The 26975-nt window shown below is 72.0% G+C and carries 26 protein-coding genes; 13 read left to right on the top strand and 13 right to left on the bottom strand.

Annotated features, from left to right (window positions below; translation table 11 throughout):
• Positions 1 to 47: 47 nt before the first annotated feature.
• From EIO00_RS02110 to EIO00_RS02100, 3 genes are read left to right on the top strand one after another with little or no spacing between them, the layout of a single operon-like run.
• On the top strand, positions 48 to 470 hold the full coding sequence (locus EIO00_RS02110) for a roadblock/LC7 domain-containing protein (RefSeq protein WP_140175178.1): 423 nt from the start codon (positions 48 to 50) through the stop codon (positions 468 to 470).
• Positions 467 to 850, top strand: a complete 384-nt coding sequence (locus EIO00_RS02105; RefSeq protein WP_140175177.1) for a DUF742 domain-containing protein — start codon at positions 467 to 469, stop codon at positions 848 to 850. Before EIO00_RS02110 ends, EIO00_RS02105 begins: the two co-directional genes overlap by 4 nt.
• Positions 831 to 1427 carry a GTP-binding protein gene (locus EIO00_RS02100; protein WP_140175176.1) on the top strand — a complete coding sequence of 199 codons (597 nt, stop codon included), beginning with the start codon at positions 831 to 833 and terminating at the stop codon, positions 1425 to 1427. Before EIO00_RS02105 ends, EIO00_RS02100 begins: the two co-directional genes overlap by 20 nt.
• Positions 1428 to 1559: 132 nt before the next feature.
• On the opposite strand, the gene EIO00_RS02095 is transcribed toward EIO00_RS02100, so the two are convergent.
• Positions 1560 to 1916: a hypothetical protein gene (locus EIO00_RS02095; protein ID WP_140175175.1), complete on the bottom strand. Its 357-nt coding sequence runs from the start codon at positions 1914 to 1916 to the stop codon at positions 1560 to 1562.
• A 272-nt stretch (positions 1917 to 2188) separates the two neighbouring features.
• Between EIO00_RS02095 and ddaH the strand changes: the two genes are divergently transcribed.
• The 3 genes from ddaH (at position 2189) to EIO00_RS02080 (ending at position 5879) form a co-directional block, all read left to right on the top strand.
• The gene (ddaH, locus tag EIO00_RS02090) at positions 2189 to 3067 is read left to right on the top strand and encodes a dimethylargininase (protein WP_140175174.1); all 879 of its coding nucleotides are present in this window, start codon (positions 2189 to 2191) and stop codon (positions 3065 to 3067) included.
• A 74-nt stretch (positions 3068 to 3141) separates the two neighbouring features.
• Positions 3142 to 4548 (top strand): dihydrolipoyl dehydrogenase, encoded by a 1407-nt coding sequence (gene lpdA / locus EIO00_RS02085; protein ID WP_140175173.1) that lies wholly within the window; start codon positions 3142 to 3144, stop codon positions 4546 to 4548.
• 290 nt (positions 4549 to 4838) lie between these two features.
• On the top strand, positions 4839 to 5879 hold the full coding sequence (locus EIO00_RS02080) for a transcriptional regulator (RefSeq protein WP_140175172.1): 1041 nt from the start codon (positions 4839 to 4841) through the stop codon (positions 5877 to 5879).
• On the opposite strand, the gene EIO00_RS02075 is transcribed toward EIO00_RS02080, so the two are convergent.
• Positions 5848 to 7296, bottom strand: coding sequence for a WS/DGAT/MGAT family O-acyltransferase (locus EIO00_RS02075; protein ID WP_140175171.1), 1449 nt, complete (start codon positions 7294 to 7296; stop codon positions 5848 to 5850). The two genes, EIO00_RS02080 and EIO00_RS02075, sit on opposite strands and share 32 nt — an antisense overlap.
• Positions 7297 to 7521: 225 nt before the next feature.
• Between EIO00_RS02075 and EIO00_RS02070 the strand changes: the two genes are divergently transcribed.
• The 3 genes from EIO00_RS02070 to EIO00_RS02060 all read left to right on the top strand — a co-directional run bounded on the left by EIO00_RS02070 (position 7522) and on the right by EIO00_RS02060 (position 10695).
• Entirely contained in the window at positions 7522 to 8199 is a 678-nt protein-coding gene (locus EIO00_RS02070) for a uracil-DNA glycosylase (RefSeq protein ID WP_140175170.1), read from the top strand.
• Positions 8200 to 8264: 65 nt separating this feature from the next.
• Complete coding sequence (locus EIO00_RS02065; protein ID WP_338325900.1) at positions 8265 to 9419, top strand: DUF5925 domain-containing protein; 1155 nt, start codon at positions 8265 to 8267, stop codon at positions 9417 to 9419.
• Positions 9420 to 9507: 88 nt separating this feature from the next.
• Positions 9508 to 10695 carry a trans-sulfuration enzyme family protein gene (locus EIO00_RS02060; RefSeq protein WP_140175169.1) on the top strand — a complete coding sequence of 396 codons (1188 nt, stop codon included), beginning with the start codon at positions 9508 to 9510 and terminating at the stop codon, positions 10693 to 10695.
• A 163-nt stretch (positions 10696 to 10858) separates the two neighbouring features.
• Here EIO00_RS02060 and EIO00_RS02055 read toward each other — a convergent pair whose 3' ends face one another.
• The 10 genes from EIO00_RS02055 to EIO00_RS02010 form a co-directional block, all read right to left on the bottom strand.
• Positions 10859 to 11629, bottom strand: coding sequence for a DUF2470 domain-containing protein (locus EIO00_RS02055; protein ID WP_140175168.1), 771 nt, complete (start codon positions 11627 to 11629; stop codon positions 10859 to 10861).
• Positions 11630 to 12001: 372 nt separating this feature from the next.
• Complete coding sequence (locus EIO00_RS02050) at positions 12002 to 13096, bottom strand: hypothetical protein (RefSeq protein WP_140175167.1); 1095 nt, start codon at positions 13094 to 13096, stop codon at positions 12002 to 12004.
• Between the two features lie 22 nt (positions 13097 to 13118).
• Positions 13119 to 14405, bottom strand: coding sequence for an MCE family protein (locus tag EIO00_RS02045; protein ID WP_140175166.1), 1287 nt, complete (start codon positions 14403 to 14405; stop codon positions 13119 to 13121).
• A complete protein-coding gene (locus tag EIO00_RS02040; RefSeq protein WP_241661059.1) occupies positions 14402 to 15472 on the bottom strand; it encodes an MlaD family protein in 1071 nt (356 codons plus the stop codon). The genes EIO00_RS02045 and EIO00_RS02040 overlap by 4 nt, the downstream gene beginning before the upstream one ends.
• A complete protein-coding gene (locus tag EIO00_RS02035) occupies positions 15472 to 16491 on the bottom strand; it encodes an MCE family protein (protein ID WP_140175165.1) in 1020 nt (339 codons plus the stop codon). Before EIO00_RS02035 ends, EIO00_RS02040 begins: the two co-directional genes overlap by 1 nt.
• Positions 16491 to 17516: an MCE family protein gene (locus EIO00_RS02030; protein ID WP_140175164.1), complete on the bottom strand. Its 1026-nt coding sequence runs from the start codon at positions 17514 to 17516 to the stop codon at positions 16491 to 16493. Before EIO00_RS02030 ends, EIO00_RS02035 begins: the two co-directional genes overlap by 1 nt.
• Positions 17516 to 18601 carry an MCE family protein gene (locus EIO00_RS02025; RefSeq protein WP_140175163.1) on the bottom strand — a complete coding sequence of 362 codons (1086 nt, stop codon included), beginning with the start codon at positions 18599 to 18601 and terminating at the stop codon, positions 17516 to 17518. Before EIO00_RS02025 ends, EIO00_RS02030 begins: the two co-directional genes overlap by 1 nt.
• The gene (locus EIO00_RS02020; RefSeq protein WP_140175162.1) at positions 18598 to 19653 is read right to left on the bottom strand and encodes an MlaD family protein; all 1056 of its coding nucleotides are present in this window, start codon (positions 19651 to 19653) and stop codon (positions 18598 to 18600) included. The genes EIO00_RS02025 and EIO00_RS02020 overlap by 4 nt, the downstream gene beginning before the upstream one ends.
• Positions 19650 to 20516: an ABC transporter permease gene (locus tag EIO00_RS02015; protein ID WP_140175161.1), complete on the bottom strand. Its 867-nt coding sequence runs from the start codon at positions 20514 to 20516 to the stop codon at positions 19650 to 19652. Before EIO00_RS02015 ends, EIO00_RS02020 begins: the two co-directional genes overlap by 4 nt.
• Positions 20517 to 21320, bottom strand: a complete 804-nt coding sequence (locus EIO00_RS02010) for an MlaE family ABC transporter permease (protein ID WP_140175160.1) — start codon at positions 21318 to 21320, stop codon at positions 20517 to 20519. It lies immediately after the preceding gene.
• A 475-nt stretch (positions 21321 to 21795) separates the two neighbouring features.
• Between EIO00_RS02010 and EIO00_RS24945 the strand changes: the two genes are divergently transcribed.
• The 4 genes from EIO00_RS24945 to EIO00_RS01990 all read left to right on the top strand — a co-directional run bounded on the left by EIO00_RS24945 (position 21796) and on the right by EIO00_RS01990 (position 25432).
• Entirely contained in the window at positions 21796 to 22536 is a 741-nt protein-coding gene (locus EIO00_RS24945; protein WP_140175159.1) for an aggregation-promoting factor C-terminal-like domain-containing protein, read from the top strand.
• A gap of 24 nt (positions 22537 to 22560) precedes the next feature.
• The gene (locus EIO00_RS02000) at positions 22561 to 23190 is read left to right on the top strand and encodes a TetR/AcrR family transcriptional regulator (protein ID WP_140175158.1); all 630 of its coding nucleotides are present in this window, start codon (positions 22561 to 22563) and stop codon (positions 23188 to 23190) included.
• Between the two features lie 72 nt (positions 23191 to 23262).
• A complete protein-coding gene (locus EIO00_RS01995; RefSeq protein WP_241661058.1) occupies positions 23263 to 24690 on the top strand; it encodes an MFS transporter in 1428 nt (475 codons plus the stop codon).
• A 79-nt stretch (positions 24691 to 24769) separates the two neighbouring features.
• Positions 24770 to 25432 (top strand): TetR/AcrR family transcriptional regulator, encoded by a 663-nt coding sequence (locus EIO00_RS01990; RefSeq protein WP_140175156.1) that lies wholly within the window; start codon positions 24770 to 24772, stop codon positions 25430 to 25432.
• A 44-nt stretch (positions 25433 to 25476) separates the two neighbouring features.
• On the opposite strand, the gene EIO00_RS01985 is transcribed toward EIO00_RS01990, so the two are convergent.
• A complete protein-coding gene (locus EIO00_RS01985) occupies positions 25477 to 26934 on the bottom strand; it encodes a flavin-containing monooxygenase (RefSeq protein ID WP_140175155.1) in 1458 nt (485 codons plus the stop codon).
• Positions 26935 to 26975: the final 41 nt, after the last annotated feature.

Raw genomic sequence — 26975 nt, 5'->3', positions numbered from 1 at the left:
GAACCGAAGCCGCGCCGACGAACTCATCGACACAAGGACGGTTAGAGGTGCAGAAGACAGGTTCCTCCGTTGACCTGGCCTGGTTGCTGGACGACCTGGTCGACCGGGTGGCCGAGGCCCAGCACGCCGTCGTGCTCAGCGCCGACGGCCTGCTGATGGCCGCCTCCAAGGGCATGAGCCAGGACGACGCCGAGCATCTGTCGGCGGTGGCCGCCGGGATCCAGAGCCTGGCGCGCGGCGCCGGGGAGCGGTTCGGCGGCGGAGCGGTACGCCAGACCATCATCGAGATGAAGACGGCGTTCCTGCTGGTGACGGTGGCCGGCAAGGGCGCCTGCCTGGCGGTGCTGACCAGCGAGGACGCCGACGTGGGCCTGGTGGCCTATGAGATGGCGATGCTGGTCACCAGCGTGGGCCACCACCTGAGCACATCGGCACGGACAGAGGTGACGGAGAGCCCGACACGGTCATGACCACACCCGAGGACACGCCCGAGCGGCTCCTGGACGACCACGCCGGGCCGCTGGTGCGCCCCTATGTGATGACCCGAGGCCGGATCCAACCGGTGCGGGGCAAATTCGACCTGATCACCCAGGTGATCGCGACCGGCCCGGTGCCGACGGCGGAGGTCGGCCTGGGGCCGGAGCACCTGGCCATCATGCGGTTGTGCCAGGACGTGATGTCCGTGGCGGAGATCACCGGCCACCTGAACCTGCCCGTCAGCACCGTCCGGGTGCTGCTCGGCGACCTGCTGGAGCGCGGTTACGTAGCGATCCAGGAACCCGAGCCGGAAGCCGACATTACCGACATCAGGATTTACGAGGCGGTGTTGAATGGACTCCGTGCGCTCTGACCGGGCCGCCGGGCGCCCCAAGCTGCCCACCGCGGTCAAGATCGTGATCGCGGGCGGCTTCGGAGTGGGCAAGACCACGATGGTGGGCACCGTCTCGGAGACCACCCCGCTGCGCACCGAGGAGATCCTGACCGACCGCGGCGTGGGGGTGGACGACACCTCCGGGGTGGAGGCCAAGGACACCACCACCGTCGCGATGGACTTCGGGCGCATCACCATTCGCAAGGACCTGGTGCTCTACCTGTTCGGGACACCCGGTCAGGAGCGCTTCTGGTTCATGTGGGACGAGGTCTCGCGCGGCGCGCTGGGGGCGGTGGTGCTGGCCGACACCCGGCGGCTGGCCGACTGCTTCCCCTCGGTGGACTACTTCGAGCGCCGCAAGGTCCCGTTCGTGGTGGCGGTCAACTGCTTCGACGGCGCCAAGCGCTACTCGCTGGACGAGATCAAGATGGCGCTGAACCTCCACGGCGACGTGCCGGTCATGCTCTGCGACGCGCGCGATCTGAAGTCCTGCAAGCAGGTGCTGATCGAGATGGTGCAGCACGCCATGTCCCAGCGGATGCTGGTCAAGTCCTGACCGTCCGCGGACGCGCCACCGGCACCGGGCGACGTCCCGGCGCCGGTCGGGCGGGACGTCCCGGCCGGCTCGGCCCACCGGGCCGACCTGGACGTCCCGTCACGGTCGTGCGGCGCCTCGGGCGATCCGCCCTCAGGCGGTCTTGCGCTCGGACTCGGCGTACTCGTTGAGTTCGGGGATGCTCAGCAGCTTCTGCGTGGCCGCGCTCTCGGCCTGCACGATCCCGCTGGCCAGCATGGTGTTGCGCTGCCGCAGCCGGCCGGTCTCGCGCAACAGCTCGTCCACCTCCGCCCGCAGCCGGGCGATCCGCCGAGCGAGCCGCAGGTAGGTCACCACCCCGGCGCCGAGGGCGCCCAAGGCGAACGCGGCGAGCACCGGCGACCACAGCGCCCCCACGGCCAGAATCGGCGTCAGCGCGATCAGCGCCGTCACGCGGCCGTGGCTCTCCGCCCAGTCCCAGGCGTCGTTGACGCGCTTGGGGATGCGCACTGTGCTCTCCCTCCTGACTCACTCGCGCCAGTTCCCTTTCGACGGTATGTCAGGCCGGGACGGTCCCGGCCCGGCGGCTCCGAGGAACACGACGTGACATAGACCGCATTCCTCCACGTCGCGCAACGAATCGACTGCGACAGCCGCCGCAGACGCAATGTTCGACCATCATTTCGCAAGATCGGCGCCTTGGGGGGCGGGCTTACCGGTTCTTAGGCTTACGGATCGTAAGCCCGTGCTGTATCGGCCAGATTCAGTGGACAGGAGCCCGTATGACCGTTTCGCCGGCGATGGAGCCGACGACCGGCCCCGCCGCATCCGCCGGCGTCGCCTCCGAGCCCACCGCGCGGAAGGCGTCGCCTCGTCGCTTCCTGATGTGTCCTCCCGAGCACTTCGCGGTCACCTACGCGATCAACCCGTGGATGGACCCGGAGGCCGGCGCCGACCGGGACCGGGCGGCGGCCCAGTGGGAGGCGCTGCGCGAGACCTATCTGGAGCTCGGGCACCGGGTCGAGCTGATCGAGCCGGTCGAGGGCCTGCCGGACATGGTGTTCGCCGCCAACGGCGCGCTGGTGGTCGACGGACGGGTGTACGGGGCGCGGTTCCGGCACGCCGAGCGGGCGGCCGAAGGCCCCGCCTATGCCGCATGGTTCCGCGACAACGGGTTCACCGAGGTGCTGGAGGCGGAGCACGTCAACGAGGGCGAGGGCGACTTCCTGGTGCTGGACGAGCTGATCCTGGCCGGGACCGGGTTCCGCACCGAGGTCGCCGCGCACCAGGAGGCGCAGGAGTTCCTGGGCCGCCCGGTGGTGACGCTGCGGCTGGTGGACCCGCGGTTCTACCACCTGGACACCGCGCTGTTCCCCCTGGACGGCCGGAACGTCGCCTACTACCCCGGGGCGTTCTCCCCCGGCAGCCGAGCGGTGTTGGAACGGCTGTTCCCGGACGCGCTGATCGCCGACGAGGACGACGCGGCGGTGCTGGGGCTGAACGCGGTCTGCGACGGCCGGCACGTGGTGATCAACGCCGAGGCGCAGCGGCTGATCGCACAGCTGCGGCGGCATGGCTACGAGCCCGTTCCCGTGGATCTGTCGGAGCTGCGCAAGGCCGGGGGCGGCCCGAAGTGCTGCACCCTGGAGATCCGGGTGTGATCTCGCCCCTCTTCCCCGGGGCCGGGCGGACCTCCGAGATGCGGGGGCCCGCCCGGGCGCATATCGTCCGAAGAATGAGCACTCACTTTGACGTTGTGGTCCTGGGCGCGGGCCCGGGTGGGTATGTCGCCGCGATCCGGTCGGCACAGCTCGGGCTCAAGACGGCGATCATCGAGGAGCGCTACTGGGGCGGGGTCTGCCTGAACGTGGGCTGCATCCCCTCCAAGGCCCTGCTGCGCAACGCCGAGCTGGCGCACATCTTCACCAACGAACGCAAACTGTTCGGCATCGAGGTGGACGGGGAGGTCCGGTTCGACTACGGGGCGGCGTTCCAGCGCAGCCGCCAGGTCGCCGAAGGCCGGGTCAAGGGCGTCCACTACCTGATGAAGAAGAACGGGATCACCGAGTTCGAGGGCCGGGGGACGTTCCTCGACCCGCACACCGTCCAGGTGGCGCCCTCCGGCGGCGGCGCACCCCAGACGGTCACCTTCGACCACTGCATCATCGCCACCGGCGCGCACCCCCGGCTGCTGCCGGGCACCTCGCTGTCGGAGCGGGTGGTGACCTACGAGCAGCAGATCCTCGACGAGAAGCTGCCGGAGAGCATCGTCATCGTCGGCGCCGGCGCGATCGGCATCGAGTTCGGCTACGTGCTGCACAACTACGGCGTCAAGGTCACCATCGTCGAGTTCCTGGACCGGGCGCTGCCGGGCGAGGACGCCGAGGTGTCCAAGGAGCTGGCCCGCCGCTACCGCAAGATGGGCATCGAGGTGCTCACCTCCACCCGGGTGGAAGGCATCGACGACTCCGGCGACCGGGTCAAGGTCACCGTGGCCGGCAAGGACGGCGCGCAGCGGACGCTGGAGGCCGACAAGGTCCTGCAGGCCATCGGGTTCGCTCCGAACGTGGAGGGCTACGGCCTGGAGAAGACCGGGGTCAGGCTGACCGAGCGCGGCGCGATCGACGTGGACGCCCGGGGACGCACCAGCGTGCCGCACATCTTCGCGATCGGCGACGTGACCGCCAAGCTGATGCTGGCGCACGCCGCCGAGTCGATGGGCATCATCGCGGCCGAGACCATCGCCGACGCCGAGACGATGGAGCTGGACTTCGTGATGATCCCGCGGGCCACCTACTGCCAGCCGCAGGTGGCCAGCTTCGGCTACACCGAGGCGCAGGCCCGCGAGAAGGGCTTCGACGTCAAGGTGGCCAAGTTCCCGTTCACCGCCAACGGCAAGTCGCACGGCCTGGGCGACCCCAACGGCTTCGTGAAGGTCATCTGCGACGCCAAGTACGGCGAGCTGCTGGGCGCCCACATGATCGGCCCGGACGTGACCGAGCTGCTGCCGGAGCTGACGCTGGCCCAGCAGTGGGACCTGACCGTGCACGAGGTGGCCCGCAACGTGCACGCCCACCCCACGCTGAGCGAGGCGGTCAAGGAGGCGATCCACGGCCTGGCCGGCCACATGATCAACTTCTGATCGCCTGACCCCGGCATCCGGCGCCCGGACCCCGCCGGAAGAACGACGATGCGCGGGGAGGGGGGCGGATCATCGGAGCGAGGCGCCGGCCGAGCGAGGATGATCCGCCCCTACAAGGGGGGCGTGGGGGTCCTCCCCCACACCCAACACCCCCACCGGAGCGAGGCGCCGGCCGAGCGAGGACGATCCGCCCCCCTCCCCCGGTTCCGTCGGCCCTCGTCGCCGCCCTCCTCCGGCCCGGCGGGCCGACGCGACAGGATGGGGCGGGCGCGGCGGAGGGGAGGCGGCCGATGACGACGGCGGAGGAGCGGTGCTGGCTCGAGCGGCGCCGGAGGCTCGACGAGCGGCGGGCGGAGCTGGGCGAGGTCGCCGCTCGGCTCTACCCCGGCGCGCACCGCGTCGCGGGCACGGCACTGCTGACCCGTCCGGAGTGGATCGCCGCGGAGCCGATGCCGCTGGAGTCGGTGCGGCTCGTCTGGGAGGACCGCGCGCCGGCCCCGGCGGTGACGGGGGCGGAGGCCGAGCTGCCCGCGGGACATCGCACCTACAGCGCGGCCCTGGAGGCGCTGGCCCCGCCGGCCGTGTTCGAGGACCGGCCCGCCTACCGGCTGCTGTCCGCCGCTCTCGCCGGGTTCGCCGAGCTGCGGCTGACGATGGCGTCCTATTTCCAGGGCGTGGACGTCGGCGAGGCCGTCGCGCACGAGCTGGCCGCCGGGACGCCCGGGCTGCCGCTGCGGTCGGCGATCGGGGATCCGTGCGACCTGTCCCGGCGGGCGGCGCTGCCGGCGATCACGACCGTCACCATCCGGCGCGGGGCCGGCGACTATGTGCTGCACTGGCGGGATCCGGCGAAGGTGGCGCACGCGGGCGGGCTGCACCAGGTGATGCCGGTGGGGGTGTTCCAGCCCGCGACCGGCGACCCCCACGAGGACCTGGACCTGTGGCACTGCATGGCGCGGGAGTACGCCGAGGAGTTCCTGGGCGCGGCGGAGGAGTACGGCCCGGGTTTCTCGCACGCCCGATGGCCGTTCTTCCGGCGCCTGGAGGAGGCACGGCGGAGCGGGGCGGTGCGGGTCCGGCTCCTCGGGCTGGGGGTCGACCCGTTGACGCTCGCGGTGGATCTGCTGACCGCGGTGGTGGTCGAGGACGAGGCGTTCGCCGAGCTGTTCGGCGCCCTGGTCGGGGAGAACGCCGAGGGCCGGGTGACGTTCGCCCGGTTCGACGGCTCGGTGCCGCGGCCCATGCAGCCGGCCGGCGCCGCCGCGCTCCGCCTGGCCTGGCGGCACCGCGACGCCCTGCTCAGTCCCGGAGGAGGCTCTTCAGCTCGCTGAGCGCGTCGTCGAGGAGGTCGACGATCTCCCACGGGTCGGGGATCATCGACCGGCAGGCGACGACGCCCACGTCCAGCCTGCCGTCGTAGGACAGCACGGTGATGTTGAGCCCGCCGGTCAGGTCGCTGATCACCGAGATCGGGAAGTAGCCCAGCACGCGCGCCCTGCACAGGTAGAGCGGGAAGTTCGGGCCGGGCACGTTCGACACCATCAGGTTGACCGGCCGCAGGTGGTCGGTGGGCAGCGCCTGCACGGCCAGCCGCAGCACCGGGCCGGCCAGCGGGGCGGGCAGCAGCTCGCTGAGACCCTCCAGCCAGCCGCCCGAGGACTGGGCGAACCTGCGTTTGGCCGCCGCCAGGTCGGCGCGCACGGCGGCGAACCGTTCGGCGGGGTCGAACACGTGGGTGGCCAGCGGCGCGACCATCGCCGAGAGCCGGTTGCCGGCCTCACAGTCCCCGGACTCCCCGCGCCGCAGCGACACCGGCACCGCCACCACCAGCGGCTGGTCGGGCAGTTCTCCGCGTTTGTCCAGCCAGCGGTTCAAGGCGCCGGCGACCAGCGCCATCACCACGTCGTTGACGCTGCCGCCCAGCTCTCGGCGGATCCGTTTGACCTCCTCCAGCGGCAGCTCGCCGAACGCCACCGACCGGCGCGCGCTGATCGTCCCGTTGAACGGGGTGGGCGGGGCGGTGACCCTGGGCAGCGGCGCCACGTCCTCGCGGCCCAGCATCCCCTGCAGCGCCCGCGCCATCGACGGCACGCCGGGGAGCTGCGCCACCCCGGGGATCTCGTCGAGGTACGGGGCGGTGCGCGCCAGCATCCGCAGCCCGTGGACCGGGTGGAGGGCGGTGCGCAGCAGGCCGGTGCCGAGCCGTTCGGCCAGGCCGGGCGCGGGCCGCGGCTCGGAGTCGTCGGGGGGCAGTTCGCGCGGCCGCGGCGACAGGTCCAGCAGCGCGGCCAGCGTCTCGGCGGCCAGCACCCCGTCCACGGCGGCGTGGTGGACCTTGATGTAGACGGCGGTGCGGCCGCCGGCCAGCCCTTGGATGAGGACCAGCTCCCACAGCGGGCGGGTGCGGTCCAGCGGGCGTTCGTGCAGCATCGCCACCACGTCGGCGAGCTGGGCGGCGGTGCCGGGGGCGGGCAGGCCGATCTCGAACACGTGCCGGGCCGGGTCGAAGTCGGGGTCGTCCTCCCAGTAGGGGCGGTCCAGCCCGAGCGGCACCTGGACCAGCCGCATCCGCAGCGGGCGGGCGGCCAGGTGGGCGCGCTCGCGGATCAGCTCCACCAGGTCCTCGACGGTGATCCGGCCGTCCGGGCAGGTGGCCGTGTCCAGGATCCCCAGCCCGGCGATGTGGGCGTGGGTGGTGTTGGTCTCCACGTTCAGGAAGTTGGCGTCCACCGCCGTCAGCTGCCGCATACGTCGTCCCCGCAGTGCTCGAATCCAGGCCCTGTTCTCTGGGCTAAGCGGTACCGGGCGGTAAATCAACCGGGGAGAACAGGAAGTAACCTCGACTTAACGCGTCCGTGAGAACACTTAACGTATTCGGGGGTCTTGCGGGAGTCGCCGCGGTCGTCCGCCCGTGTCCCCGTCCCGGCGGGATCGGGCTGCGCCGACCATGATCATGGCACTAGGGTGGCCGGTATGACGCGACGGCCGCTTTCGGAGATCGTCGAGGCGGGATGGGCACGGGCGCTGGAGCCGGTGGCCGGACGCATCGCGGCGATGGGGGACTTCCTGCGCGCCGAGGTCGCGGCCGGACGCAGCTATCTGCCCGCCGGGGAGCACATCCTGCGGGCGTTCCAGCAGCCCTTCGCCGATGTGCGGGTGCTGATCGTCGGCCAGGACCCCTATCCGACGCCCGGCCACCCGGTGGGGTTGAGCTTCTCGGTCGCCCCGCACGTGCGCCCGCTCCCGGCCAGCCTGGTCAACATCTTCCGCGAGTACCAGGCCGATCTGGGTCATCCCGAGCCGAGCACCGGTGATCTGACCCCGTGGACGCGGCAGGGCGTGCTGCTGCTCAACAGGGTGCTGACGGTGCGGCCCGGCAAGCCCGCCTCCCACCAGGGCAAGGGCTGGGAGGAGGTCACCGAGCAGGCCATCCGCGCGCTGGCGGCCCGAGGCGGGCCGCTGGTGGCGATCCTGTGGGGGCGGCAGGCCCGCAGCCTCAAGCCGCTGCTGGGGCAGGTGCCGTGCATCGAGTCGGCGCATCCCAGCCCGATGTCGGCCGATCGGGGGTTCTTCGGCTCGCGCCCGTTCAGCCGCGCCAACCGGCTGCTGGAGCAGCAGGGCGGGCAGCCGGTCGACTGGAAACTTCCCTGAGGGCCAGACATCAGGGACCGGAATTCGGTGGACGTCCTTGCGGGCGACACCTGATCATCGAAGGCATGGCCATGTCCCAGGAAGGTCCGCAGGAGATCTTGCACCTCGTCGAGACCGCCGGGGCCGAGCCCGATCCGGGGACGTCCCTCGCCCTCAATCTGGACGACACCAACTCCCCCGCCGATGTGATGGACGTGCTGTCGCTGCGTCCGTTCGTCAGCGGCGAGCACCCGTGGTCCAAGTCCACCCGGTTGGAGCACGTCAAGCCGAACGCGCTGCTGCGTCCCGCCGGCAGCCGGGTGCTGCGGGAGGCCAGCGAGGACAACAAGCACTCGGTGCTGGCGGCCGGCGACGGCTGGATGCTGCTGTCCAACCGGTGGTCCGAGGGCACCGCGTACGTGGCGGTGTCGGCGGTCACCAAGGAGCTGGCCGCCTCGGTGCTGGAGGAGGCGGTGCGGGACGCCACGGCTCCGCCGGTCACCGACGACACCAAGGTGGAGATGGGGTTCTGGCACCACTCCCAGCCCATGCCGCGCCGCCGCCAGCGGGTGATCTCCGCGGACGCCTGGGCCGACATCCGGGGCAACTACACCGCCCCGGTCGCCGAGGCGCTGGACGCGGTGATGGCGTTGGAGCCCGGCAGGATCACCGGCCGGCTGTTGCTGCTGCACGGTCCTCCGGGCACCGGCAAGACCACCGCGCTGCGGGCGCTGGCCCGCGCCTGGGCGGGCTGGTGCCAGGCGGACTGCGTGCTGGATCCGGAGGTGCTGTTCAGCGACCCCGGCTACTTGATGCACGTGGCGGTCGGCGCCGATGAGGAGAGCTCCTCCCGGCGGTGGCGGCTGCTGATCCTGGAGGACTGCGACGAGCTGATCCGGGGGGAGGCCAAGCAGTCCGCCGGGCAGGGCCTGTCCCGGCTGCTCAACCTGACCGACGGGATGCTCGGCCAGGGCCGGGACGTGCTGGTGGCGATCACCACCAACGAGAACCTGGCCCAGCTGCACCCGGCGGTGGTGCGTCCCGGCCGCTGCCTGGCGCAGATCGAGGTGGGCCCGCTGACGCGCGCCGAGGCGATGCGCTGGCTGGGTGAGGACGCCGATCCGGCGCGGATCGGCCCGCACGGGGCCACGTTGGCCGAGCTGATCGCGATCCGCAACGGGGAGCGGCTCCCCGGCGCGACGGCCCGCTCCACCGGCGCCGAGGGCGGCTTCTACCTGTGATCCGCGGGGCGGCCCGGCGCCGGCCGGGCGGGCCACTGGCGGCGATTGGCCGTGCACGGCACCGGCGGCGGGGCGGCACCCTGAGGGCATGAAGGAGTTGCACCAGCAGACCCGCGCCGCGCATCCGCCGATCATCCGGCCCACCGGTGGCCGCCCGCTGACGACCCCGATCTACCATGGCCACCTGTTCGCCTACGAGGACGGGGAGGCGTTGGCGGCGGCCTTCGCGGAGCCCGCGCAGGAGTCGGGGTATTTCTACGGCCGGTACGGCAACCCCACGGTCCGCACGTTCGAGCGGGCGCTGGCCGACCTGGAGGGCGGCTGCGACGGGCTGGCCACCGGGTCGGGCATGGCGGCGATCGCCACGGTGCTGATGGCGATGCTGCGGACCGGCGACCATGTGATCGCGCAGTCCTCGCTGTACGGGGGGACGTACGCGCTGTTGCACGACCTGGCCGATCGGTGGGGCCTGGAGCTGACCCATGTGTCCGGCGAGGACCCCGAGCAGGTGCGGGCGGCGCTGCGGCCGCGGACCCGGATGCTGTACCTGGAGACGATCACCAACCCGGTCACCCAGGTGGCGGACCTTCCGGCGCTGGCCGCGGTGGCCCGGCAGGCCGGGGTGCCGGTGGTGGTGGACAACACGCTCGCCACTCCGGTGCTGTGCCGGCCTTTGGAGCACGGCGCCGACGTGGTGGTCCACTCGGCCACCAAGTACATCAGCGGGCATTCCGACGCGGTGGCCGGGGCGGTGGTGTGCGCGGATCCCCAGGTGCACCGCCGGATCTGGAACCAGCTGCTCATATCGGGCGGCACCCTCGACCCGACGAGCGCCTGGTTGTGCACGCGGGGCCTGGCGACGCTGCACATGCGGGTGAGGCGGCAGTCGGAGAACGCGCTGTTCCTGGCCCGTCGGCTGGCCGAGCACCCGGCGGTGGAGCGGGTCCACTATCCGGGGCTGGAGTCCCATCCGCAGCATGCGACCGCGCGGCGGCTGCTGGACGGCGGGTTCGGCGGGCTGCTGTCGGTGGACCTGGTCGGCGGGCGGGAGGCGGGCCGGGTGTTCGCCGAGAGCCTGCGGCTGGTGCAGCTGGCGGTGTCGCTGGGCGGCACCAAGACGATGGTGATGCATCCGGCCAGCACCTCGCACCGTGAGCTGGACGCCGACGCGCTGGCCGCCGCCGGGATCGGGGCCGGCACCGTGCGGTTCGCGGTGGGCGTCGAGCACCCCGAGGACTTGTGGAGCGACCTGGAGCAGGCCCTGGCCAAGGTCTGAGGCCCGGGGCCCTTCCGGACCGCCCGGCGCTTTCACCCCCCACACGCCGGGCGGCCGGGCCGGGGCCGCCTCCCCTCGCGGAGACCCCGACCGAATCGAGCATCGCCGTGAGGCGGGATCCGGGACATCCGGGGCACCACGGTTCTGAACCCGTAGTGCCGGCTCACGCCGAGACCAGCAGACGTCGGCAGATCCGACGCAGACCGCGGAGATCACTGACCGGGGCGGGAAATTCGATGTACAGATCGCGCCCCGGCGGCATGACCGAATCCGGAGCGAAGCAGCGCAGCCACAGTCCGTGGCGGTCCAGAGCGAGCGGCCGGACCTCCAGATCGCCGTCCGCCGGGCCGAATCGATTGCGCACCATCGCGGCCAGTTCGGCGCCGTGGCAGGCGTCCAGATGCGTCAGCATCCGGTGCTCGACGATCACGAACGGGTCGGGCGGCGCCGCCCGGTACGCCTCCGGCTCCACCGCCGCGTGCACCCAGGGGTCGCAGATCTCCGCCTCGGCGACCTCCAGGGCGAGCACCGTCCACTCGTCGGTCCGTCCCGCCCGGACGTCCAGCAGCTCGGCCCGGGGGTGCAGCCGCGACAGCCGCAGCGCCGCCTCGGCCAGCTCCTCCCCCTCCAGTGCGGTCAGCCGGCCGCGCAGCCGGGCCCGTCCGCGCAGCCGGTCGGCCAGGGGCAGCGGCGCGATGTCGGCGATCTCCAGGGTGGCGGCCGGGCCGGGCTCGTCGCGCAGCGCGACCGCCGCCGCGGAGTCGGCGGGCACCAGCAGCAACGGCCGGCCCGCCGGGTCGGTGACGTGCGCCGGCACGGGAGGGGGCGGGTCCGCGCGCGCCGGGTCCTCCTCCCACGCCGCGGTCACGAGCGCGCCGCCCGCGATCCCGTACGCCAGGGTCCGTGCCCGTTCCGCCGCGGTCGGTCGCCTCACCGAGGACCTCCTTAATTAGGTTAGCCTTACCTAAGCAAGGGTTACCTTAGTCATGAAGGGGGGCAGTTGAACAGGCCCGCCCGAGGCGAAGCCCTCCCGCGCGCCGGGCATCGCCCTCACCCCCGAGCGCGCCGACCGCCTGGAGAACCGCCCCTCCCCGCCGGGCGGGCACGGCCGCGGTCGCACGCGAGCGTCGGACCATCGGCCGCGGCCGCGCGAGAAGCAGCGGCTGCACGCGCCCAGGACGACCTGCGCGAGGCCCGGCTCGCCGGCGCCTTCGCCCGCGCCGCCCGCGCCGCCCGCGCCGGCGGCGAGACCGGGCGAGGTCCCGCCGGCAGCCGGCCGCACCCCGCGCGGCGTGCGGGATGCGGCTCAGTCCTTGGCGGTGGGGCTCGGACTGGGAGCGGAGGTCCGGTCGAGATCGGGCAGCGTGCCGCCGTCGGCGGTGGTGTCGGTCTCGCGGCCCGCGGGCCTTTGCTGGCTGATCTTCCAGGTGCCGTTCTCCCTGACCAGGCTGAGGCTCAGATAGTTGCGGGTGACGCTCTGGGTGGCGGTCGGGGCGGCGATGGTGATGTCGAAGACCAGGACGGCGGTGGCGAAACGGCCCTCGACGGTGCCGACATAGACCCGGTCGGTCTTGGAGGTGAGGGTGAACTCGCCCTCGTCCATGCTCTTTTGCAGCCGATCGACGTCGGTCCGCTTCGCCGCGGCGAGGGCGTCGCCGGTGAGGAACGAGCGGGCGCGTTCGACGGAGGCCTTGAGGTTCTTGCGGTCGTAGCTGAGGACGACGTTGCCGTAGTCGGTGACGACCTCGGTCACCTCCCTGCGGGCCTCCTCCCGGGCGGACAGCTCCGCCTGGGAGCGCCACAGCAGCACGGTGCCGGTGGCCAGCGCGGCGACGGCCACGACCGCGACGCCGGCGATCAGGCGCCGCCCGTCGCGGAGCGCCGACGGCCGCGCACGCCCGCGCCCGACCCGGGGCCCGGGGCGGGCGAGCCGCCTCTTCGCACCGGCCCTCCCCGCGTCCCCGGCCGTGTCCCCGCTCGCGTCCCCGGCCGGCTCCGCCCCGGCCTCGGCGGCCTTCGCGGGCTCGGCAGGCCTCGCCGGCGTCGTCGACGCGGCGGTCCCGGTGTTCTCCGTCCCCTCCGCGGGTTCGGGAGCCTCCGTTCCGGCGCGCCGCCCGGCGGGCCCGCCGTCGGGGGCGGGCCCCGGCCGCTCCCCGTCCGGCCCGGCCGCGGCGTCGCCCTCCTCCAGCGCCTGCAGCACCTCCTGCAGGTCCTCGTCGTCCTCGTCGTCGATGACCTCGATCACCCGGACCCGGCGGACCTTCCTGCGGGCCGAGCGGGCGGGACGCTCCGCCGGAGGCGTCGGGGCCTGCGCCTCCGCGGGCCGCTCGTCGGCCTTCTCGACGACCCCCTCGGCGGTCTCGGGCTTGTCGGTGACGTCCTTGCCGATCTCGACTGTCACGGGCGCACTCCTTAGGGATCGGTCACTTGCGGCGGCGCAGGCGGGACAGCACCGGGACGGCGCCCGCCATGACCCTGATCAGCACCAACAGGGCGATCAGCGGGGGAAGCCAGACCAGCCACGTCGGCGGCCCGGCGGGGCGGTCGGAGGCGCTGGTCCGTTCCGCCTCATGGGCCCGTCGCGCGGCCTCGGCGTCGTGGGACGGCAGGGTCTCGCCGGGCTCCTTGCCGTAGAAGTCCTTCTGCTCGGTCCGCGCCGGCACCCGGCCCCCCGGGCAGGCCGGAACGGGGGAGATCTCCGGCTGCGGCAGCGGGCGCTTGTACTCCAAAGTCGCCGGGGTGTTCAGGGTGACCAGGAAGAACACGTTGAGGACGTTCTGGCCCCGGTCCTTTTGGATGACGCTGTTCAGCACGTGGACCAGCTCCCCGGACTGCTCCAGGGTCTTGCGCAGGTCCGCGTACACCTGCGGGTTCTTGCGCTCCAGGTCCATGGAGCCCAGGGCGCCGAGCATGCACTCCACGTCCGCCCGGGATCCGGCCAGCAGCTCGTTCACCGTCTCCAGCACGGTGGGCCCCTGGTCGCGCAACCTGATCAGCTCGGTGCGGACCCCGCGCAGCGCGGCGGTCAGCGCGGCCAGGTCGTCGACGCCCGCCCCCAGCTCGGCCCGGTGGGCCGACAGCACGTCGGCGATCTTCCCGAAGTCCCGGGTGAGCCCGTCGATCAGCTCGGTGTCGCGGGCGAACGTGCCGGTCAGCCGGTCGGTCCCGGCGATGATCTGGCGCAGCGAGTCCTGCCGGCCCGCCCATCCCTCGGCCAGCTCGCGCAGCACGCCGCCGGCGGCCTCGGGGTCGACCGCCTCCAGGGTGTCGTTGACCGCCTCGAACAGCTCCCCGTAGGAGGGCGGGACGGAGGTGTCCTCCAGGGGGATCCGCGCCGAGCCGTCGGTGGGCATCATCGGACCGGCGGCCCGGCCCGGTTTGGGGGTCAGCTCCACCACCGGCTCGCCGACCGCCGACTTGCGCGCCGCCGCCGCGGTCACCCCGCGGGGGATCCGCACGTCCCGGTCGATGTCCAGGCGCACCACCACGCGGTCGTGCCGCAGCTCCACCGAGTCGATCTTGCCGATCCGGGTGCCCAGATAGTCCACCTCGAAGTTCGGGTGCAGGCCCGGGGAGGACTCGAACTCCACGGTGACCCGGTACGGCCGTTCGATGACGTCCAGCCGCAGCACGCCGGTGAACGCCCACACCAGCAATGCCACGCCCAAGATCGCGAACACCGCGACGTTGATGTGGATCCGGGCCTTCATCGCGGCCTCACGACGTCGTCGGTCATGGGCACCGCCGCGCGGACCCCGGCGGGCAGCGGATCGGACCGGCCCGTCGTGGCGGGGCCGCTCCCCGTGCTCGGGAGCACCGTCCCGTCGTCCAGCACCAGCCGGAGCAGCGGATACAGCAGGAGCTGCCCGTCGTAGGTGGCGCGCGGCAGCTTCGCGGTGAACGCCTCGATCCCGTCGACCAGCCTGCCGAGCCGCTGGCGGTCCCCGGCCAGCAGCTCGAGCACCGGGTCCACCTGGCGGATCAGGGTCTTGAGCCGGGTGACCCGGTTCTCCAGGACCTTGTCGCCGAGCAGCCGGGCGGTCCGGGTGAGCTCCTCGACGGTGGCCAGGATCTGCTCGGCGTTCTCGTTCAGCACCCGGGTGGTGCGCTCCAGCTCCCCCGGCACCGCGCCGAGCCGGTCCGCCCCGTCGGCCAGCGACCGGCCGAGCCGGGCGAACTGGTCCACCGCGGTGGTGAGCTGCCGGCGCTGGTCGGCGAACTGCTCCAGCAGCCGGGAGGATCGGGCGACGGCCGTGTTCAGCACGTCCCCGTTGCCGCCCAGCGCGCTCGCCCCGGCGTCGACGATGGTGGCCGCGTCGCCCTCGGCCAGCGCCTTCAGCAGCGGCCCGGCCCGGCCCACGACCTGCTCGAACGACGGCTGGGTGCTGGTCTGGGCGATCCGGTCGCCGCCGCCGAGATAGGGGCCGGAGGCCATCGTGCGGCCCTTGGGCAGCCGCAGGTCCACGAAGTTCTCGCCCAGCAGCGAGGTCACCCTGATCTCGGCGGTGGTGCCCCGCGGGATGCGGAACCCGTCCTCGATCGACATGGTGACCCGGGCCTTGTAGCCGTCCACCAGCCGCACGTCGGTGACCGTCCCGACCTTGACGTCCGACATCTGCACGCTGTGCCCGACCACCAGATGCTGAACGTCGTCGAAGACGGCCACCAGGGTCAGCCCGCCCTTGGGCCCGCCCAGGGTGCGGATCGAGCAGCCGGTCGCCAGCATCCCGGCGACCAGGCCGAGGACGGCCATCCGCACCAGACGCGGCGTGCGCATCAGTCCCCTCCCCTGTCCCAGGGGCAGTTGGAGTTGGGCTCCGGCAGCGGGCAGCCGACCTCATCGGTGCCCTGGAGGCCGGTCAGCCAGGTCCGCAGGAACGCGTCGGTGGCGAACCGGATCCGCACCGCCTTGAGGTTCTCGTCATAGCCGCCGATCAGCGCCGCGCCGACGTCCGGCAGCACGTCCAGCAGCTGCGCCACCTGGTCGCTCTGGCCCTGCAGCACCAGCGCGAACCTGGTCAGCACCGCCAGGTCCTGCGGGAGCTGTCCCTTGTACCTCTTCAGCAGCCTGCGGCCCTCCTCCGTGAGCGCCAGCGTCCCGCGCACCAGCTCCTGCAGCTCACGGCGCTCATCGGCCAGCACCCGGGCGGCCGCGCCGAAGTCCTCGATCATCCGGCCGAGGACCTGCTCCCGGCCGCGCACCACCCCGGCCAGCCGGTCCAGGTTGCGGGCCACCTCCAGCAGCTCGCGGTCCTGTCCGGCGATGTTCTCCACCAGCCGGCCGGCCTGCTCCAGGGCGGCGTTGAAGGCGCGTCCGTTGCCGCGCAGCGAGGCGTCGGCCTTCTCCAGCGCCGCGTTCACCGTGGTCGGGTCGAGCGCCCGGCTGAGGGTGGTGAACGAGGCCAGCGCGTCGTCCACCTCGACCGGGACGTCGGTGCGCTCCAGGGGGATCTCGTCGGAGGTCTCTTTGGGCTGGCCCGGTTTCCAGGGCGGATGCAGCACCAGGTTGCGTTCGCCGACCAGGTTCAGCGGGACGATCGACGCCCTGACCCCGCGGGGCAGCGGGACGTCGGCACGCAGATGGAAGGTGACCTTGATGCGGTCGCCGAGGTTGCGCACCTCGTCGACGGTCCCGACGTCCGCGCCCATGATCTTGACCTTGGAGCCCGGGTAGAAGGACCGGGCCTTGGTGAAGTACACGGTCATGTGCCGCTGGGCGTCCTGGCCGAACGGCGCGCAGCCCGCCAGGGAGGCCGCCAGTGCGACGATCACCGCCGTGCCGAACAGGCGCCGCATCAGTTCCCTCCGTCCTTGGGCGTGGAGATCGGTCCGGGAGGCTGGATCGGCCCGAGCCCGGTCAGCACGCCCTCGACCCAGTCGCCGTTGCCCTTGAGGTTGGCGACCTGGGCGAACGTGGGGCCGAGCAGGGCGAAGTCGGCGTTGAGCGCGTCGATGTTGGGGGCGATCCGGCGGGTGAGCAGATGCAGGTTCCGCAGCAGGGTGTCCAGCTCCTCGCGGTGCTCCTCGAGGACCCGGGCCATGGTCTGTGCGGTGCGTCCGCCCTCGCCGATGGCGGCGGCCAGTTCCCGCCGGCGCTGCACCAGGGTGGTCAGCAGCGTCCGGCTGTGCTCGATCAGCCGCCGGAGCTGCTCGTCCTTGGCCGCCAACGTGCCGCTGATCTCCTTGCTCGCCTTGATGAGGCGTTCGATCTGCGGAGCGGATTCGTTCAGCGCCGTCGCCAGGGCGCGGAAGTTCTCCAGCATCCGCCGCAGCTCGGCGGCGCGGGGCGACTCGATCCGGGAGATCGACTTCAGCACCTGGTCGATGGCCTCGTGGTCGAGCCGGCGGGTGAGGTCGGTGGCGTTCTTCACCGCGTCGGTGACGGTGAACGGCACGGTGGTGCGCTCCAGCGGGATCCGCCGTTCCTCCTTCGGCAGGTCGTCCAGGAACGGGCCGTCGGTCGGGACCGGGCCGGACAGCTTGAGGTAGCGCCCGCCGAGCAGGGTGGCGGTCTGGATGTCGGCGCGGGTGTTCAGGCCCAGCTTGACGTCGGCGTCGACCCGCCAGGTGACGACGACGTGGCCGCGGGAGAAGTCGGGCTCGACCTTCAGCACCCGGCCGACCCGCACCCCCGCCACCCGGACGTCGTCGCCGTCCTTCAGGCCGCCGGTGTCGGCGAACACCCCGCTCACCTCATAGCCGCGTTCCAGCAGGCGCAGCTCGCCCACCGCGAACGCCAGCGCGCAGGCGGCGCCGATCACCGTCACCGAGACCAGCGCGACCACCCGCTGGTTGACGTCGCGCAGCGACCTGAGCGCCATCAGCCGCCCCCCATCCCGAGCGCGGTGAGCATCTGCCGGAGCTTGGCCTCGTCCCGGTCGCTGAGGGCGGTCTCGCCGCCGGTCCCGCTGGGGAAGCGCATCGGGAACGGGCAGGGCCCTTGCACGACGTTCAGGCACAGCACGTTGGTGCGCATGAAGTGACCGCCGTTGACGGCGGCGAACAGCTGCCGCAGCGCCAGCGGCAGGTTCTGCACCATCTTCTCCAGCGTGTCGAGCTTCCAGCGGGCGGTCTCGCTGAAGGCGGTGAGGTTGCCGATGATCCGGGACAGCCGGGCCTCGTTCTCCCCGAGGACCTCGTCCAGCGTGGCGGCGATCCGGGAGACCTCCACCGCCGCGCCGTCCAGCAGGGACCGGTTGGCGGCGAAGACCTCGGTGAGCTTCTCCAGGTTGTCCACGGCGGCGGCGATCTGCCGGTCCCGCACCGCGACCGCCTCGGCCACCGTCCGGTAGTCCTCCAGAAGCCGCTGGATCGTCTGCGCCCGGGTGCCGAACGCGGCCAGCAGCGCGTCCATGTTCCGGATCATCGCGTTGATGTTGGCCTCGTTGCCGTCCAGCGTCCGGGCGAAGCCCTGCAGCAGCCGGTTGAGCATGTCCGGGTCGAGGCTGCCGGTGAGCGGCCCGAGCGCGTTGACGAGCTCGCCGAGGTCCACCACCGAGCGGGTGTGCCGGATCCGGTCACCGGGACCGAGCTTGACAGGGCTGCGGCCGGGCTCTAGGGAGATCACCCGCTGGCCCATCACGTTGCGCCACTGCACGGCGGCGGTGGAGTCCTCCGGGATCCGCACGTCCCGGTCGATCTTCATCACCACGACCGCCTTGCCGCGCCGGACGCCGATCCGGTCGACCCGGCCGACCGGGACCCCGGAGATCTTCACCTGGTCGCCGCCGAGCAGCCCGGTCACGTCGTCGAACGTGGCGGTCAGCTCATAGCGGTCGGCGAACCCGGTGCCCAGGATCTGCTGGGCGATGAAGACGGTCAGCGCGGTGGTCAGCGCGGCGAACACGGTGAACGACGCCAGCGACCGGGGGTCGGGGCCGTGCCGGAACCGCAGCCGCGGGATCATCGGGGGCCTCCCGGCAGCCGCAGATAGGTGCGGTCGTCGTCGCTCTCGCAGGCGTCCACGAAGATCTTGCAGACGTCGGTCGGCAGGTACGCCACCACCTGGGCGAGCAGCGAGTTCTCCGGTCCGGGGACCCGGATGATGTCGCTGAGCAGGCTGAAGAACCCGTTCAACCCGTCGATCAGGGTGGGGATCTCGTTCTGCTCCCGGTGGAGGACCTCCACGGCGCGGGAGCCGACGTCGATCAGCTCGGCGATGTCGTCGCCGTGCCGGGCGAGCGTGCCCGACAGCTGCTCCGACAGCCGTTCGGCCTGTTTGAGCAGCCGCTCGACCTTGTCCGGGCGATCGCCGATCACCCCGGACACGGCGGTGAAGTCCTCGGCCAGTCCGGTGACGGTCCCGCCGCGTCCGCCGAACGTCTGCGACAACGCGGCCACGTCGTCGACCAGCCGCCGCAGCTCGGCCCGCCGGTCGTGCATCACCTCCAGCAGCCTCGCCCCGTTGTCGATGGAGCGGCGCAGCGCCGGCCCCTGGCCGCGCAGGCCCTCGGAGAAGGTGTGCAGCAGGGCGGAGAGGTCCTGCGGGTCCAGCGCGCCGGTCAGCCGGTACGCCGGCCAGGCCGCATCCGCCGGCTCCTCGGGGTCCTCGGTGCGGGCGACGGTGCCGCCCTCCTCCAGGAACGGCCCCTTCTCCGCCGTCGCGCCGAGGTCGACGGCCAGGTCCTTGGGCCCGAACACCGATACCGGCTCGATCGAGGCCACCGCGTCCCGGGTGATCCGCACGTCCCGGTCGTCGATGCGGAACCGGACCCGTACCCGGCCGTCGGGGCGCAGCGCGACCGACTCGACGCCGCCCACGGTGATGCCGCGGATCTTCACCTCGGAGCGGTCGTCCAGCCCCTGTCCGGCCCGGCCGAACACGGCGTGGTAGTACCGGGCGCCGTCGCGGTCGGGGTGAACGCCCGCCAGGGCGTATGCGGCGCCGCCGGCCAGGACGGCGACGCCGATCGCGCCGTAGAGCAGGCGCGACCGCAGGGACAGGTGGTCCTCGCTCATCCGGTCAACCTCACGGTGCCGCCGTGGCCCCAGAAGATGTACGACAGGAGCAGATTGATCACGATGATCGAGACGCTGGACTCGCGGATCGCGCGGCCCGCGGCGACGCCCACGCCCACCGGCCCGCCCGCGGCGTAGTAGCCGCGGTAGCAGTGGATGAACATGATCACGAACGCGAACACCGCCACCTTGATCGCGCTGTAGAGCACGTCGATCGGCGGCAGGTACAGGTTGAAGTAGTAGTCGTAGATGCCGGGCGAGAGACCGAAGTACCGCACGGTGATGAGCCGGGTGGCGAAGAAGCTGGCGTACAGCGACAGCAGGTACAGCGGGACCAGCGCGATCACCGCCGCCGCCACCCGGGTGCAGACCAGGAAGGTCAGCGAGTTGACGCCCATCACCTCCAGGGCGTCGATCTCCTCGGAGATCCGCATCGCCCCGATCTCGGCGGTGAACGCCGAGCCGACCTGGGCGATCAGCGCCACCCCGGCGATGATCGGGGTCACCTCGCGGACGTTGGCGAAGCTGGCCAGCACCCCGGAGAACGCCTCGGCGCCGATCCGCTCCAGCGAGGGGTAGCCCTGCATGCCGACCATGGCGCCGGTGGCCAGCGACATGGTGCCGATCACGAAGATCATGCCGCCGCCGATCACCAGCGCGCCGACGCCGACGGTGATGTCGCTGACCTGGCGGAGCAGCATCTGGCCGTACTTGCGCCGCAGGATCAGATCAAGCAGCAGGTGGTAGAGCACCCTGCCGAGGAAGACCGGCATGCCCGCCGCGTCGACCAGGCCGGCGGCGCGATCGCGCATCGCCCGGCCGGCCCGGCGCACCGGGGCGAGGACGGGAGCGGTGGCGACCATTTACAACCTCGGAGGGACGAGCACCTGGTAGAGCATCGTGATCACGTAGTTGGCGGCGAAGACCAGGATCGAGGTCACCACCACCGCCTTGTTGACCGCGCGGCCCACGCCGACCGGGCCCAGCGCGCAGTTCATGCCGGCGTAGCAGGCCACCGCGGCGGCGATGAATCCGAAGATCCACGCCTTCAGCAAGGTGACCACCAGGTCGGAGAACTGCAGCAGCGAGGTGGCCCCGTCGAAGAACGCCCCCGGGCTGACGCCCTGCTGGACCACGTTGAAGTAGTAGCCGCCCATGGTGCCGGAGAGGATCACCACCGAGCACAGCAGCACCGCGACCGTGCTGGCCGCCCACAGCCGGGGGGTGACCAGCCGGTGCAGCGGGTTGACGCCCATCACCTCCAGGGCCGCCAGCTCGTCGCGGATGTGCCGGGCGCCCATGTCGGAGGTGATCGCCGAGCCGCCGGCGCCGGAGATCAGCAGCGCCGAGGCCAGCGGGGCGACCTGAGTGATCATGTTGGCCACCACCAGCGCGCCGGTCCCGGACTGGGCGCCGAGCTGGCGGGCGATGTCGCCGGCCTGCAGCGAGATGGTGGCGCCCAGCGGGATCGCGATGAGCAGCACCGGGACGCTGGTGACCCGGGCGATGAACCAGCACTGGTCGATGAACTCGCCCCACCAGGTCTTGAAGTCCCAGGTGCGGCGCAGTCCCTCCAGCAGGGTGACGAACAGCAGCCCGGTCTCGTCGGCGGCCCTCCCCAGGCGCCGGCCCACCAGTTCCGGCGCCCTGCCCAGGATCGACGCCATCTCACCCGGCGCCCTCGCCGCAGGGAGCGGGACCAGGGGTCATACCAGCCTCCTTCGTGGTCTCGGGCGCCCGCCGGTCGCCCGGCCGAGCCACCGAGGTCGGCGGATCACGGTCCGGCGAGGACGGTCGCGCCCGGCGCCGACTGTGATCTGGAGCACTGTGTGGAACCCTGCGCCAAAAAGCGGACGCCCACGACCCTCAGTCCCGCTCATCAGAATCCGCGTCCGTGATCGGCGCCGCGCCCGTGGCAGGGCCGCCGGCCCCTGCACGGGCTTCGCGGCTCGGGCCTCCCGAGACGATCCGGAGCCCTTCTCCGAGCGCCGGCGGCGCTCAGGGGAAGAAGAAACCGGGCGATCACGGAGCGTGGCTTTTCGGCGCCCCGAACCGATCATGCGTCACCTTGCGTATCTTTGGCGACGACAAGTACCGGCGAGACAGGGTCGATCAACTCTCATGCGGCACAGTCGGGGCGCGATGCCCGAACCTCCACGACGGCCGGCCGAGCGGCCCGAGCGACCCGTGCAGGGTCGGCGCGCTGCGGCCCGCAGGCGCCGCCGCGGCCGACGCCGCCTGGTCCGGCGCGTTCTCACCAGCAACGTCACCATCACCCTCGCCGCCATCGCGGCGCTGATGGCGGTCGCGTTGAACATCGGCTCCTTCGGCTTCGCCAAGGCCGATCCGCCTCCGATCGCGGCCGAGCTGGACCTGTCGGCCAACGAGATGGTCGCGCTGCTGAACCGCAGCGACATGGACAAGGTCGCCGCCGACGCGGTCGCCGCCGCCAAGCACCGCGCCTATCTGCAGCAGAAGGAGGAGGAGCGCAAGGCGCGGGAGCGGGCCGAGTGGTACCGCAAGAACCGCAAGAAGATCGAGGCCTCCAAGACCGCCGAGATGCTGCGCCGGATCAACCCCAGCGCCAAGCAGAACAAGGCGTACGGCAAGCAGATGAACGAGCTCAAGGGCTGGGCCGCCTGCTGGCCGTCGCTGGAGCAGTTGTGGGAGCGCGAGAGCAGCTGGAACGAGCGGGCGCAGAACCCCTACAGCGGCGCGTACGGCATCCCGCAGGCCCTGCCCCCCGAGAAGCTGGCCTCCGCCGGGGCCGACTGGCGCACCAGCTCCCCCACCCAGATCGCCTGGGGGCTGAGCTACATCAAGGCCCGGTACGGCGACCCCTGCAAGGCGTGGCGCTTCTGGCAGGCCAACCACTGGTACTGAGCGCGGCATGGGACCATGGGGACCATGGGCATCAACGGCCATGGTGAGGGGGGCGGTGGCCGGCAGTGGGCGCGCGCCGACGCGACTCGGCAGGCGTTGCTGGAGGCGGCCCAGGAGGTCTTCGCGAACCGTGGCTACAACGACGCGGGCATCGCCGAGATCGTCGAGCGTTCCGGCATCAGCGTCGGCAGCCTGTACCACCACTACGGCGGCAAGGCGGGCCTGTACCTGGCGCTGTGGGAGGACTACAACCGCCTGCAGGAGGAGCGCGCCGCGCAGGCGGTGGCGGACGCCCGCGCCCGGGGCGAGCAGGACCCGATAGCGCTGTTCATCGCCGGCGCCCGCGCCTATCTGCAGACGTGCTGGGAGCGCCGGCAGGTGGCCCGGCTGTTCCTGGAGGGCGAGGGCCCCTCGGGCTTCACGCTGATGCGGCGCGCCCGCTCCCGCCAGTGGATCGCCCAGAACACCAAGCTGCTGCGCGGCCTGGACGGGGACGGCAACGGGGCGGGCGCCCGCCGTCGTCAGGTGCTCAGCCAGGTGCTCACCGCCGTGATCGCCGAGGCGGGGCGGGAGATCGCGGCGGCCGAGGACGAGCGGGAGGCGCAGGAGATCCTTCAGGAGGTGTGCCGGATCCTCATCCGGCTGGCCCGCTGATCGTCCCGGCCGCGCGCCGGGAGATCATGGACCGCGGCGGTCGACGATCCTCCGGGCGAAGGGCGGGCCATCGTGCAGGTGCCGTACCACTGGCGCGTGCTGTCGGTGGTGACCTTGGGTTCGCTGGTCACCGGGATCAACGCCGGCACCTTGAACGTGGCGCTGCCGGTGGTGGTGCGGCACTTCGGGGCGGGGGCGCTGGCGGCGCACTGGGTGCTGCTGTCGTTCATGCTGACCAACACGGTGCTGCTGGTGCTGTGCGGGCGGCTGGCCGATGAGTTCGGGCGGCGCGAGACCTATCTGCTCGGGTACGGGGTGTTCACCCTCGCGAGCCTGCTGCTGGGGCTGTCCCCGACGATCGGGGCGGTGATCGCGCTGCGGGTGGTGCAGGCGGCCGGGTTCGCGATGATCCTGGCCAACGCCACCGCCATCATCGCCCATGCGTTCCCGCCGCATCTGCTCAGCCAGGGCATCGGGTGCTACATGTCGACGATCTCCATCGCCCAGGTGCTGGGGCCGTCGGTGGGCGGGTTCCTGGCGGACGCGGCGGGCTGGCGGTGGGTGTTCTGGTTCAACGTGCCGTTCGGGGTGGCCGCGCTCTGCTGGGGGGCGTGCACGCTGCGGCGGATGCCGCGCGGCGAGCGGGAGCCGGTGGACGTGCGGGGCGCGCTGCTGCTGCTGGTGTGGCTGGGCGGGCTGCTGCTGGCGCTGTCGGAGGCGGGCTCGCTGGGCTGGGGCAGCCCGCTGGTGCTGGCCGGGCTGGCGGCGCTGGCGGTGGCGCTGCCGGCGTTCTGGTGGGCGCAACGCCGCGCCTCTCACCCGCTGGTGGACCTGGCGTTGTTCCGGGACGCGGGGTTCGCGCTGGCCAACGCGGCGGCGTTCTTCCACACCCTGGCCCGGTTCGGGATCGTGCTGGTGGCGTCGCTGTTCTTCCAGGCGGTGTGGCGGGTCGACGCGGCGACCGCGGGGCTGGCGGTGCTGCCGGTGCCGGTCGCGATGATGGTGGCCTCGCCGCTGGCCGGGGCGCTGGCCCGGTGGCTGGGGCCGCGCACGGTCGCGGCGGCGGGGCCGGCGATGACCGCGGCCGGGCTGGCGACGCTGCTGGTCACGTTGGACCGCCACGTCCCCTACCCGCTGGTGGCGGCAGGGCTGGCGCTGATGGGCGCGGGCTCGGGGGTGTTCCTGACCGCCAACACCACCGCGATCATGGCCCGGGTGCCGCGCGACCGGCTCGGCGTGGTCAACGGGATGCGACTGACCTTGCAGAATGTGGGCAACACCCTGGGGGTGGCGCTGTCGCTGAGCATGATCGCCAGCGTGCTGCCGACGGCGGATCGACCGGCGCTGTTCACCGGCGCGGTGCCGTCCGGGTCGCTGACCGGGGTGCTGGCCGGTTACGACCGGGCGATCACGGCCATGCTGATCATGGCGCTGGTGAGCATGGCGGCGGCGGTGGCCGGGCTGGCCGTCACCCGGCGCGATCCGCCGACCGCACGGTGATCGCATGGACACGGGCCGCCGCGGAAGCCGCTACCCTAACGCCCAAGTCATGATCCGTTGACCGAAAGCTGAAGGCCGAATGCCCACCTCCACCTGGTTCCGGCTGAACGTCGCCAAGCGAGATCGGGTGCTCGAAGCGGCGATGCGGGAGTTCGGTGAGCACGGCTACTCCACCGGCAGCCTCAACGCCATCGCTCGCGAGGCGGGGATCGCCAAGGGATCGCTGTTCCAGTACTTCACCGACAAGCTGGAGTTCTTCGCCTACGTCTGCGACGAGACCTCCCGGCGGGTCCGGGAGGACATGGAGCGCCGGATCGCCGGGATCGACCTGGACCAGCCGTTCGACGAGTGGCTGTTCGACGTCTTCTGCGAGTGGACCGAGTACATGGCCGACCACCCGCTGGAACGGGGCGTCACCGCGGCCACCAACTTCGAGCTCAACAACGAGGTCCGGGCGGTGGTGCGGGACACCGCCAATCAGCACTACCTGCAGGTCATTCATCCGGTGCTGGAGCTGTGGCGGGACCGGGGCGGCATCCGCCCGGACGCCGATCTGCAGGTCCTGGCGACGATGATCATGCTGACGCTGCCGTTCCTGGCGCTGGCGCCCTACTACGACGGGCTGGATCCGGTCCTGGGCCTGCGCGGCAAGGACCCCGCCGGACAGCGCCCCATCATCCGGCAGATCATCGCGGGCATCCGGCCGCTGTTCGCGCTGCCGGACAAGGACCAGGAGGGTTGAGCGGCGCACACCCTCCGCGAAGCGGGGGTGCGCGCCGCGGAAGGTCAGCGGATGATGTAGTCGGCGGGCCTGGCCTTGCGGCTGGAGAACCAGTACTCGAAGGTGAAGCCCGGCCACAGGGTCCGGTTGACCCCGTCGGCGTCCAGATACCAGCTGCTGCAGCCGCCCTCGTTCCAGACCGCCCGGCGCAGCCGCCGGTGCATCCGGTCGTTGTAGCGACGCATGGCCTCCGGCCGCGGCTCGATCGTGTCGGCCCGGTGCTCGCTGAGCAGCCGCAGGCAGCTCAGCACGTGCTGGATCTGGACCTCGATCATGAAGACGACCGAGTTGTGGCCCAGGCCCGTGTTGGGCCCCAGCAGCATGAAGAAGTTCGGGAAGCCGGGGATGGTGGTGCCGTGGTGGGCCTCGGCGCCGTTCGCCCAGGCCTCTTGGAGCTTGAGCCCGTTGCGGCCGATGACCTGCTGCTCGGCCAGGCTGTCGATGACCTTGAAGCCGGTGCCGTAGATGATGCAGTCGACCTCCAGCTCCCGGCCGTCCTCGGTGACGATCGAGTGCTCGCGGACCTCGGCGATGCCCTCGGTGATCAGGTCGACGTGGGGCCGCATGAGCGCCGGGTAGTAGTCGTTGGACAGCAGCACCCGCTTGCAGCCGATGGTGTAGTCGGGAGTGAGCTTGCGGCGCAGCTCGGGGTCGGGGACCTGCCGCTCGAGATGGCGGCGGGCCATCCGCTCCATCGGGCCGGACAGCCGCGGGTCGACGGTGAAGCTGACGGCGCGGGCCTCCAGCAGCCAGTAGATGGCGTACCGCAGCGCCCGGGCGGCGCCCGGGACGTTCTTGAGGAAGGCGCGCGCCAGAGGGCCGATGCGGCGGTCGGGCTTGGGCTGGATCCACGGCGCGGTCCGCTGGAACACGTGCACCCGCGCCGCCTTCTCGGCGACCTTGGGCACGAACTGGATGGCCGAGGCGCCGGTCCCGATCACCGCGACCCGCTTGCCGGTGAGGTCGTAGGAGTGGTCCCACTCGGCGGAGTGGAACGCGGTGCCCTGGAAGTCGTCCAGGCCGGGCAGGTCGGGGTAGGAGGGGATGTGCAGGGCCCCGATGCCGGAGACGACGGCCCGGCAGGTGTAGACGGTGCCGTCGGCCACGAAGACCTTCCAGCGGCGGGCGGCGTCGTCGTACTCCATCCGCTCGACCTCGCTGTTGTAGCGGATGTACCGCTTGACGCCGTACTTGTCCGCGGTGCGGTGCAGGTACTCGTAGATCTCCCGCTGCGGCGCGAACAGCCGCGTCCAGCCGGGGTTGAGCTCGAAGGAGAAGGAGTACATGTGCGAGGGGACGTCACAGGCGCACCCCGGGTAGGTGTTCTCGCGCCAGGTGCCGCCGAGGTCGTCACTCTTCTCCAGCACGACGAAGTCGTGAAAGCCGGACCTGATCAGCTGGATCGCCATGCCGAGGCCGGCGAATCCGGTGCCGACGATGACGATCGCGGGACGTGCGCTCATGATCCCTCACTTCACCAGTAACCTACTCTCAGTAAGTTACC

Origin of the sequence: Thermomonospora catenispora (genome assembly GCF_006363815.1) — a bacterium.
GTDB lineage: Bacteria > Actinomycetota > Actinomycetes > Streptosporangiales > Streptosporangiaceae > Thermomonospora > Thermomonospora catenispora.
This window is presented reverse-complemented; position numbering and strand designations above follow the sequence as displayed.

Coding starts and splice junctions, on each gene's coding strand:
- EIO00_RS02080 (WP_140175172.1), top strand. CDS start 4,839: ATGACGACGGCGGAGGAGCGGTGCTGGCTCGAGCGGCGCCGGAGGCTC.
- EIO00_RS02060 (WP_140175169.1), top strand. CDS start 9,508: ATGAAGGAGTTGCACCAGCAGACCCGCGCCGCGCATCCGCCGATCATC.
- EIO00_RS02030 (WP_140175164.1), bottom strand. CDS start 17,516: ATGGCGCTCAGGTCGCTGCGCGACGTCAACCAGCGGGTGGTCGCGCTG.
- EIO00_RS02020 (WP_140175162.1), bottom strand. CDS start 19,653: ATGAGCGAGGACCACCTGTCCCTGCGGTCGCGCCTGCTCTACGGCGCG.
- EIO00_RS02000 (WP_140175158.1), top strand. CDS start 22,561: ATGGGCATCAACGGCCATGGTGAGGGGGGCGGTGGCCGGCAGTGGGCG.
- EIO00_RS02040 (WP_241661059.1), bottom strand. CDS start 15,472: ATGCGCACGCCGCGTCTGGTGCGGATGGCCGTCCTCGGCCTGGTCGCC.
- EIO00_RS02105 (WP_140175177.1), top strand. CDS start 467: ATGACCACACCCGAGGACACGCCCGAGCGGCTCCTGGACGACCACGCC.
- EIO00_RS02075 (WP_140175171.1), bottom strand. CDS start 7,296: ATGCGGCAGCTGACGGCGGTGGACGCCAACTTCCTGAACGTGGAGACC.
- EIO00_RS02035 (WP_140175165.1), bottom strand. CDS start 16,491: ATGCGGCGCCTGTTCGGCACGGCGGTGATCGTCGCACTGGCGGCCTCC.
- EIO00_RS02070 (WP_140175170.1), top strand. CDS start 7,522: ATGACGCGACGGCCGCTTTCGGAGATCGTCGAGGCGGGATGGGCACGG.
- EIO00_RS02025 (WP_140175163.1), bottom strand. CDS start 18,601: ATGATCCCGCGGCTGCGGTTCCGGCACGGCCCCGACCCCCGGTCGCTG.
- EIO00_RS01990 (WP_140175156.1), top strand. CDS start 24,770: ATGCCCACCTCCACCTGGTTCCGGCTGAACGTCGCCAAGCGAGATCGG.
- EIO00_RS01985 (WP_140175155.1), bottom strand. CDS start 26,934: ATGAGCGCACGTCCCGCGATCGTCATCGTCGGCACCGGATTCGCCGGC.
- EIO00_RS02045 (WP_140175166.1), bottom strand. CDS start 14,405: ATGAAGGCCCGGATCCACATCAACGTCGCGGTGTTCGCGATCTTGGGC.
- ddaH (WP_140175174.1), top strand. CDS start 2,189: ATGACCGTTTCGCCGGCGATGGAGCCGACGACCGGCCCCGCCGCATCC.
- EIO00_RS24945 (WP_140175159.1), top strand. CDS start 21,796: ATGCCCGAACCTCCACGACGGCCGGCCGAGCGGCCCGAGCGACCCGTG.
- lpdA (WP_140175173.1), top strand. CDS start 3,142: ATGAGCACTCACTTTGACGTTGTGGTCCTGGGCGCGGGCCCGGGTGGG.
- EIO00_RS02010 (WP_140175160.1), bottom strand. CDS start 21,320: ATGGCGTCGATCCTGGGCAGGGCGCCGGAACTGGTGGGCCGGCGCCTG.
- EIO00_RS02065 (WP_338325900.1), top strand. CDS start 8,265: ATGGCCATGTCCCAGGAAGGTCCGCAGGAGATCTTGCACCTCGTCGAG.
- EIO00_RS02015 (WP_140175161.1), bottom strand. CDS start 20,516: ATGGTCGCCACCGCTCCCGTCCTCGCCCCGGTGCGCCGGGCCGGCCGG.
- EIO00_RS02100 (WP_140175176.1), top strand. CDS start 831: ATGGACTCCGTGCGCTCTGACCGGGCCGCCGGGCGCCCCAAGCTGCCC.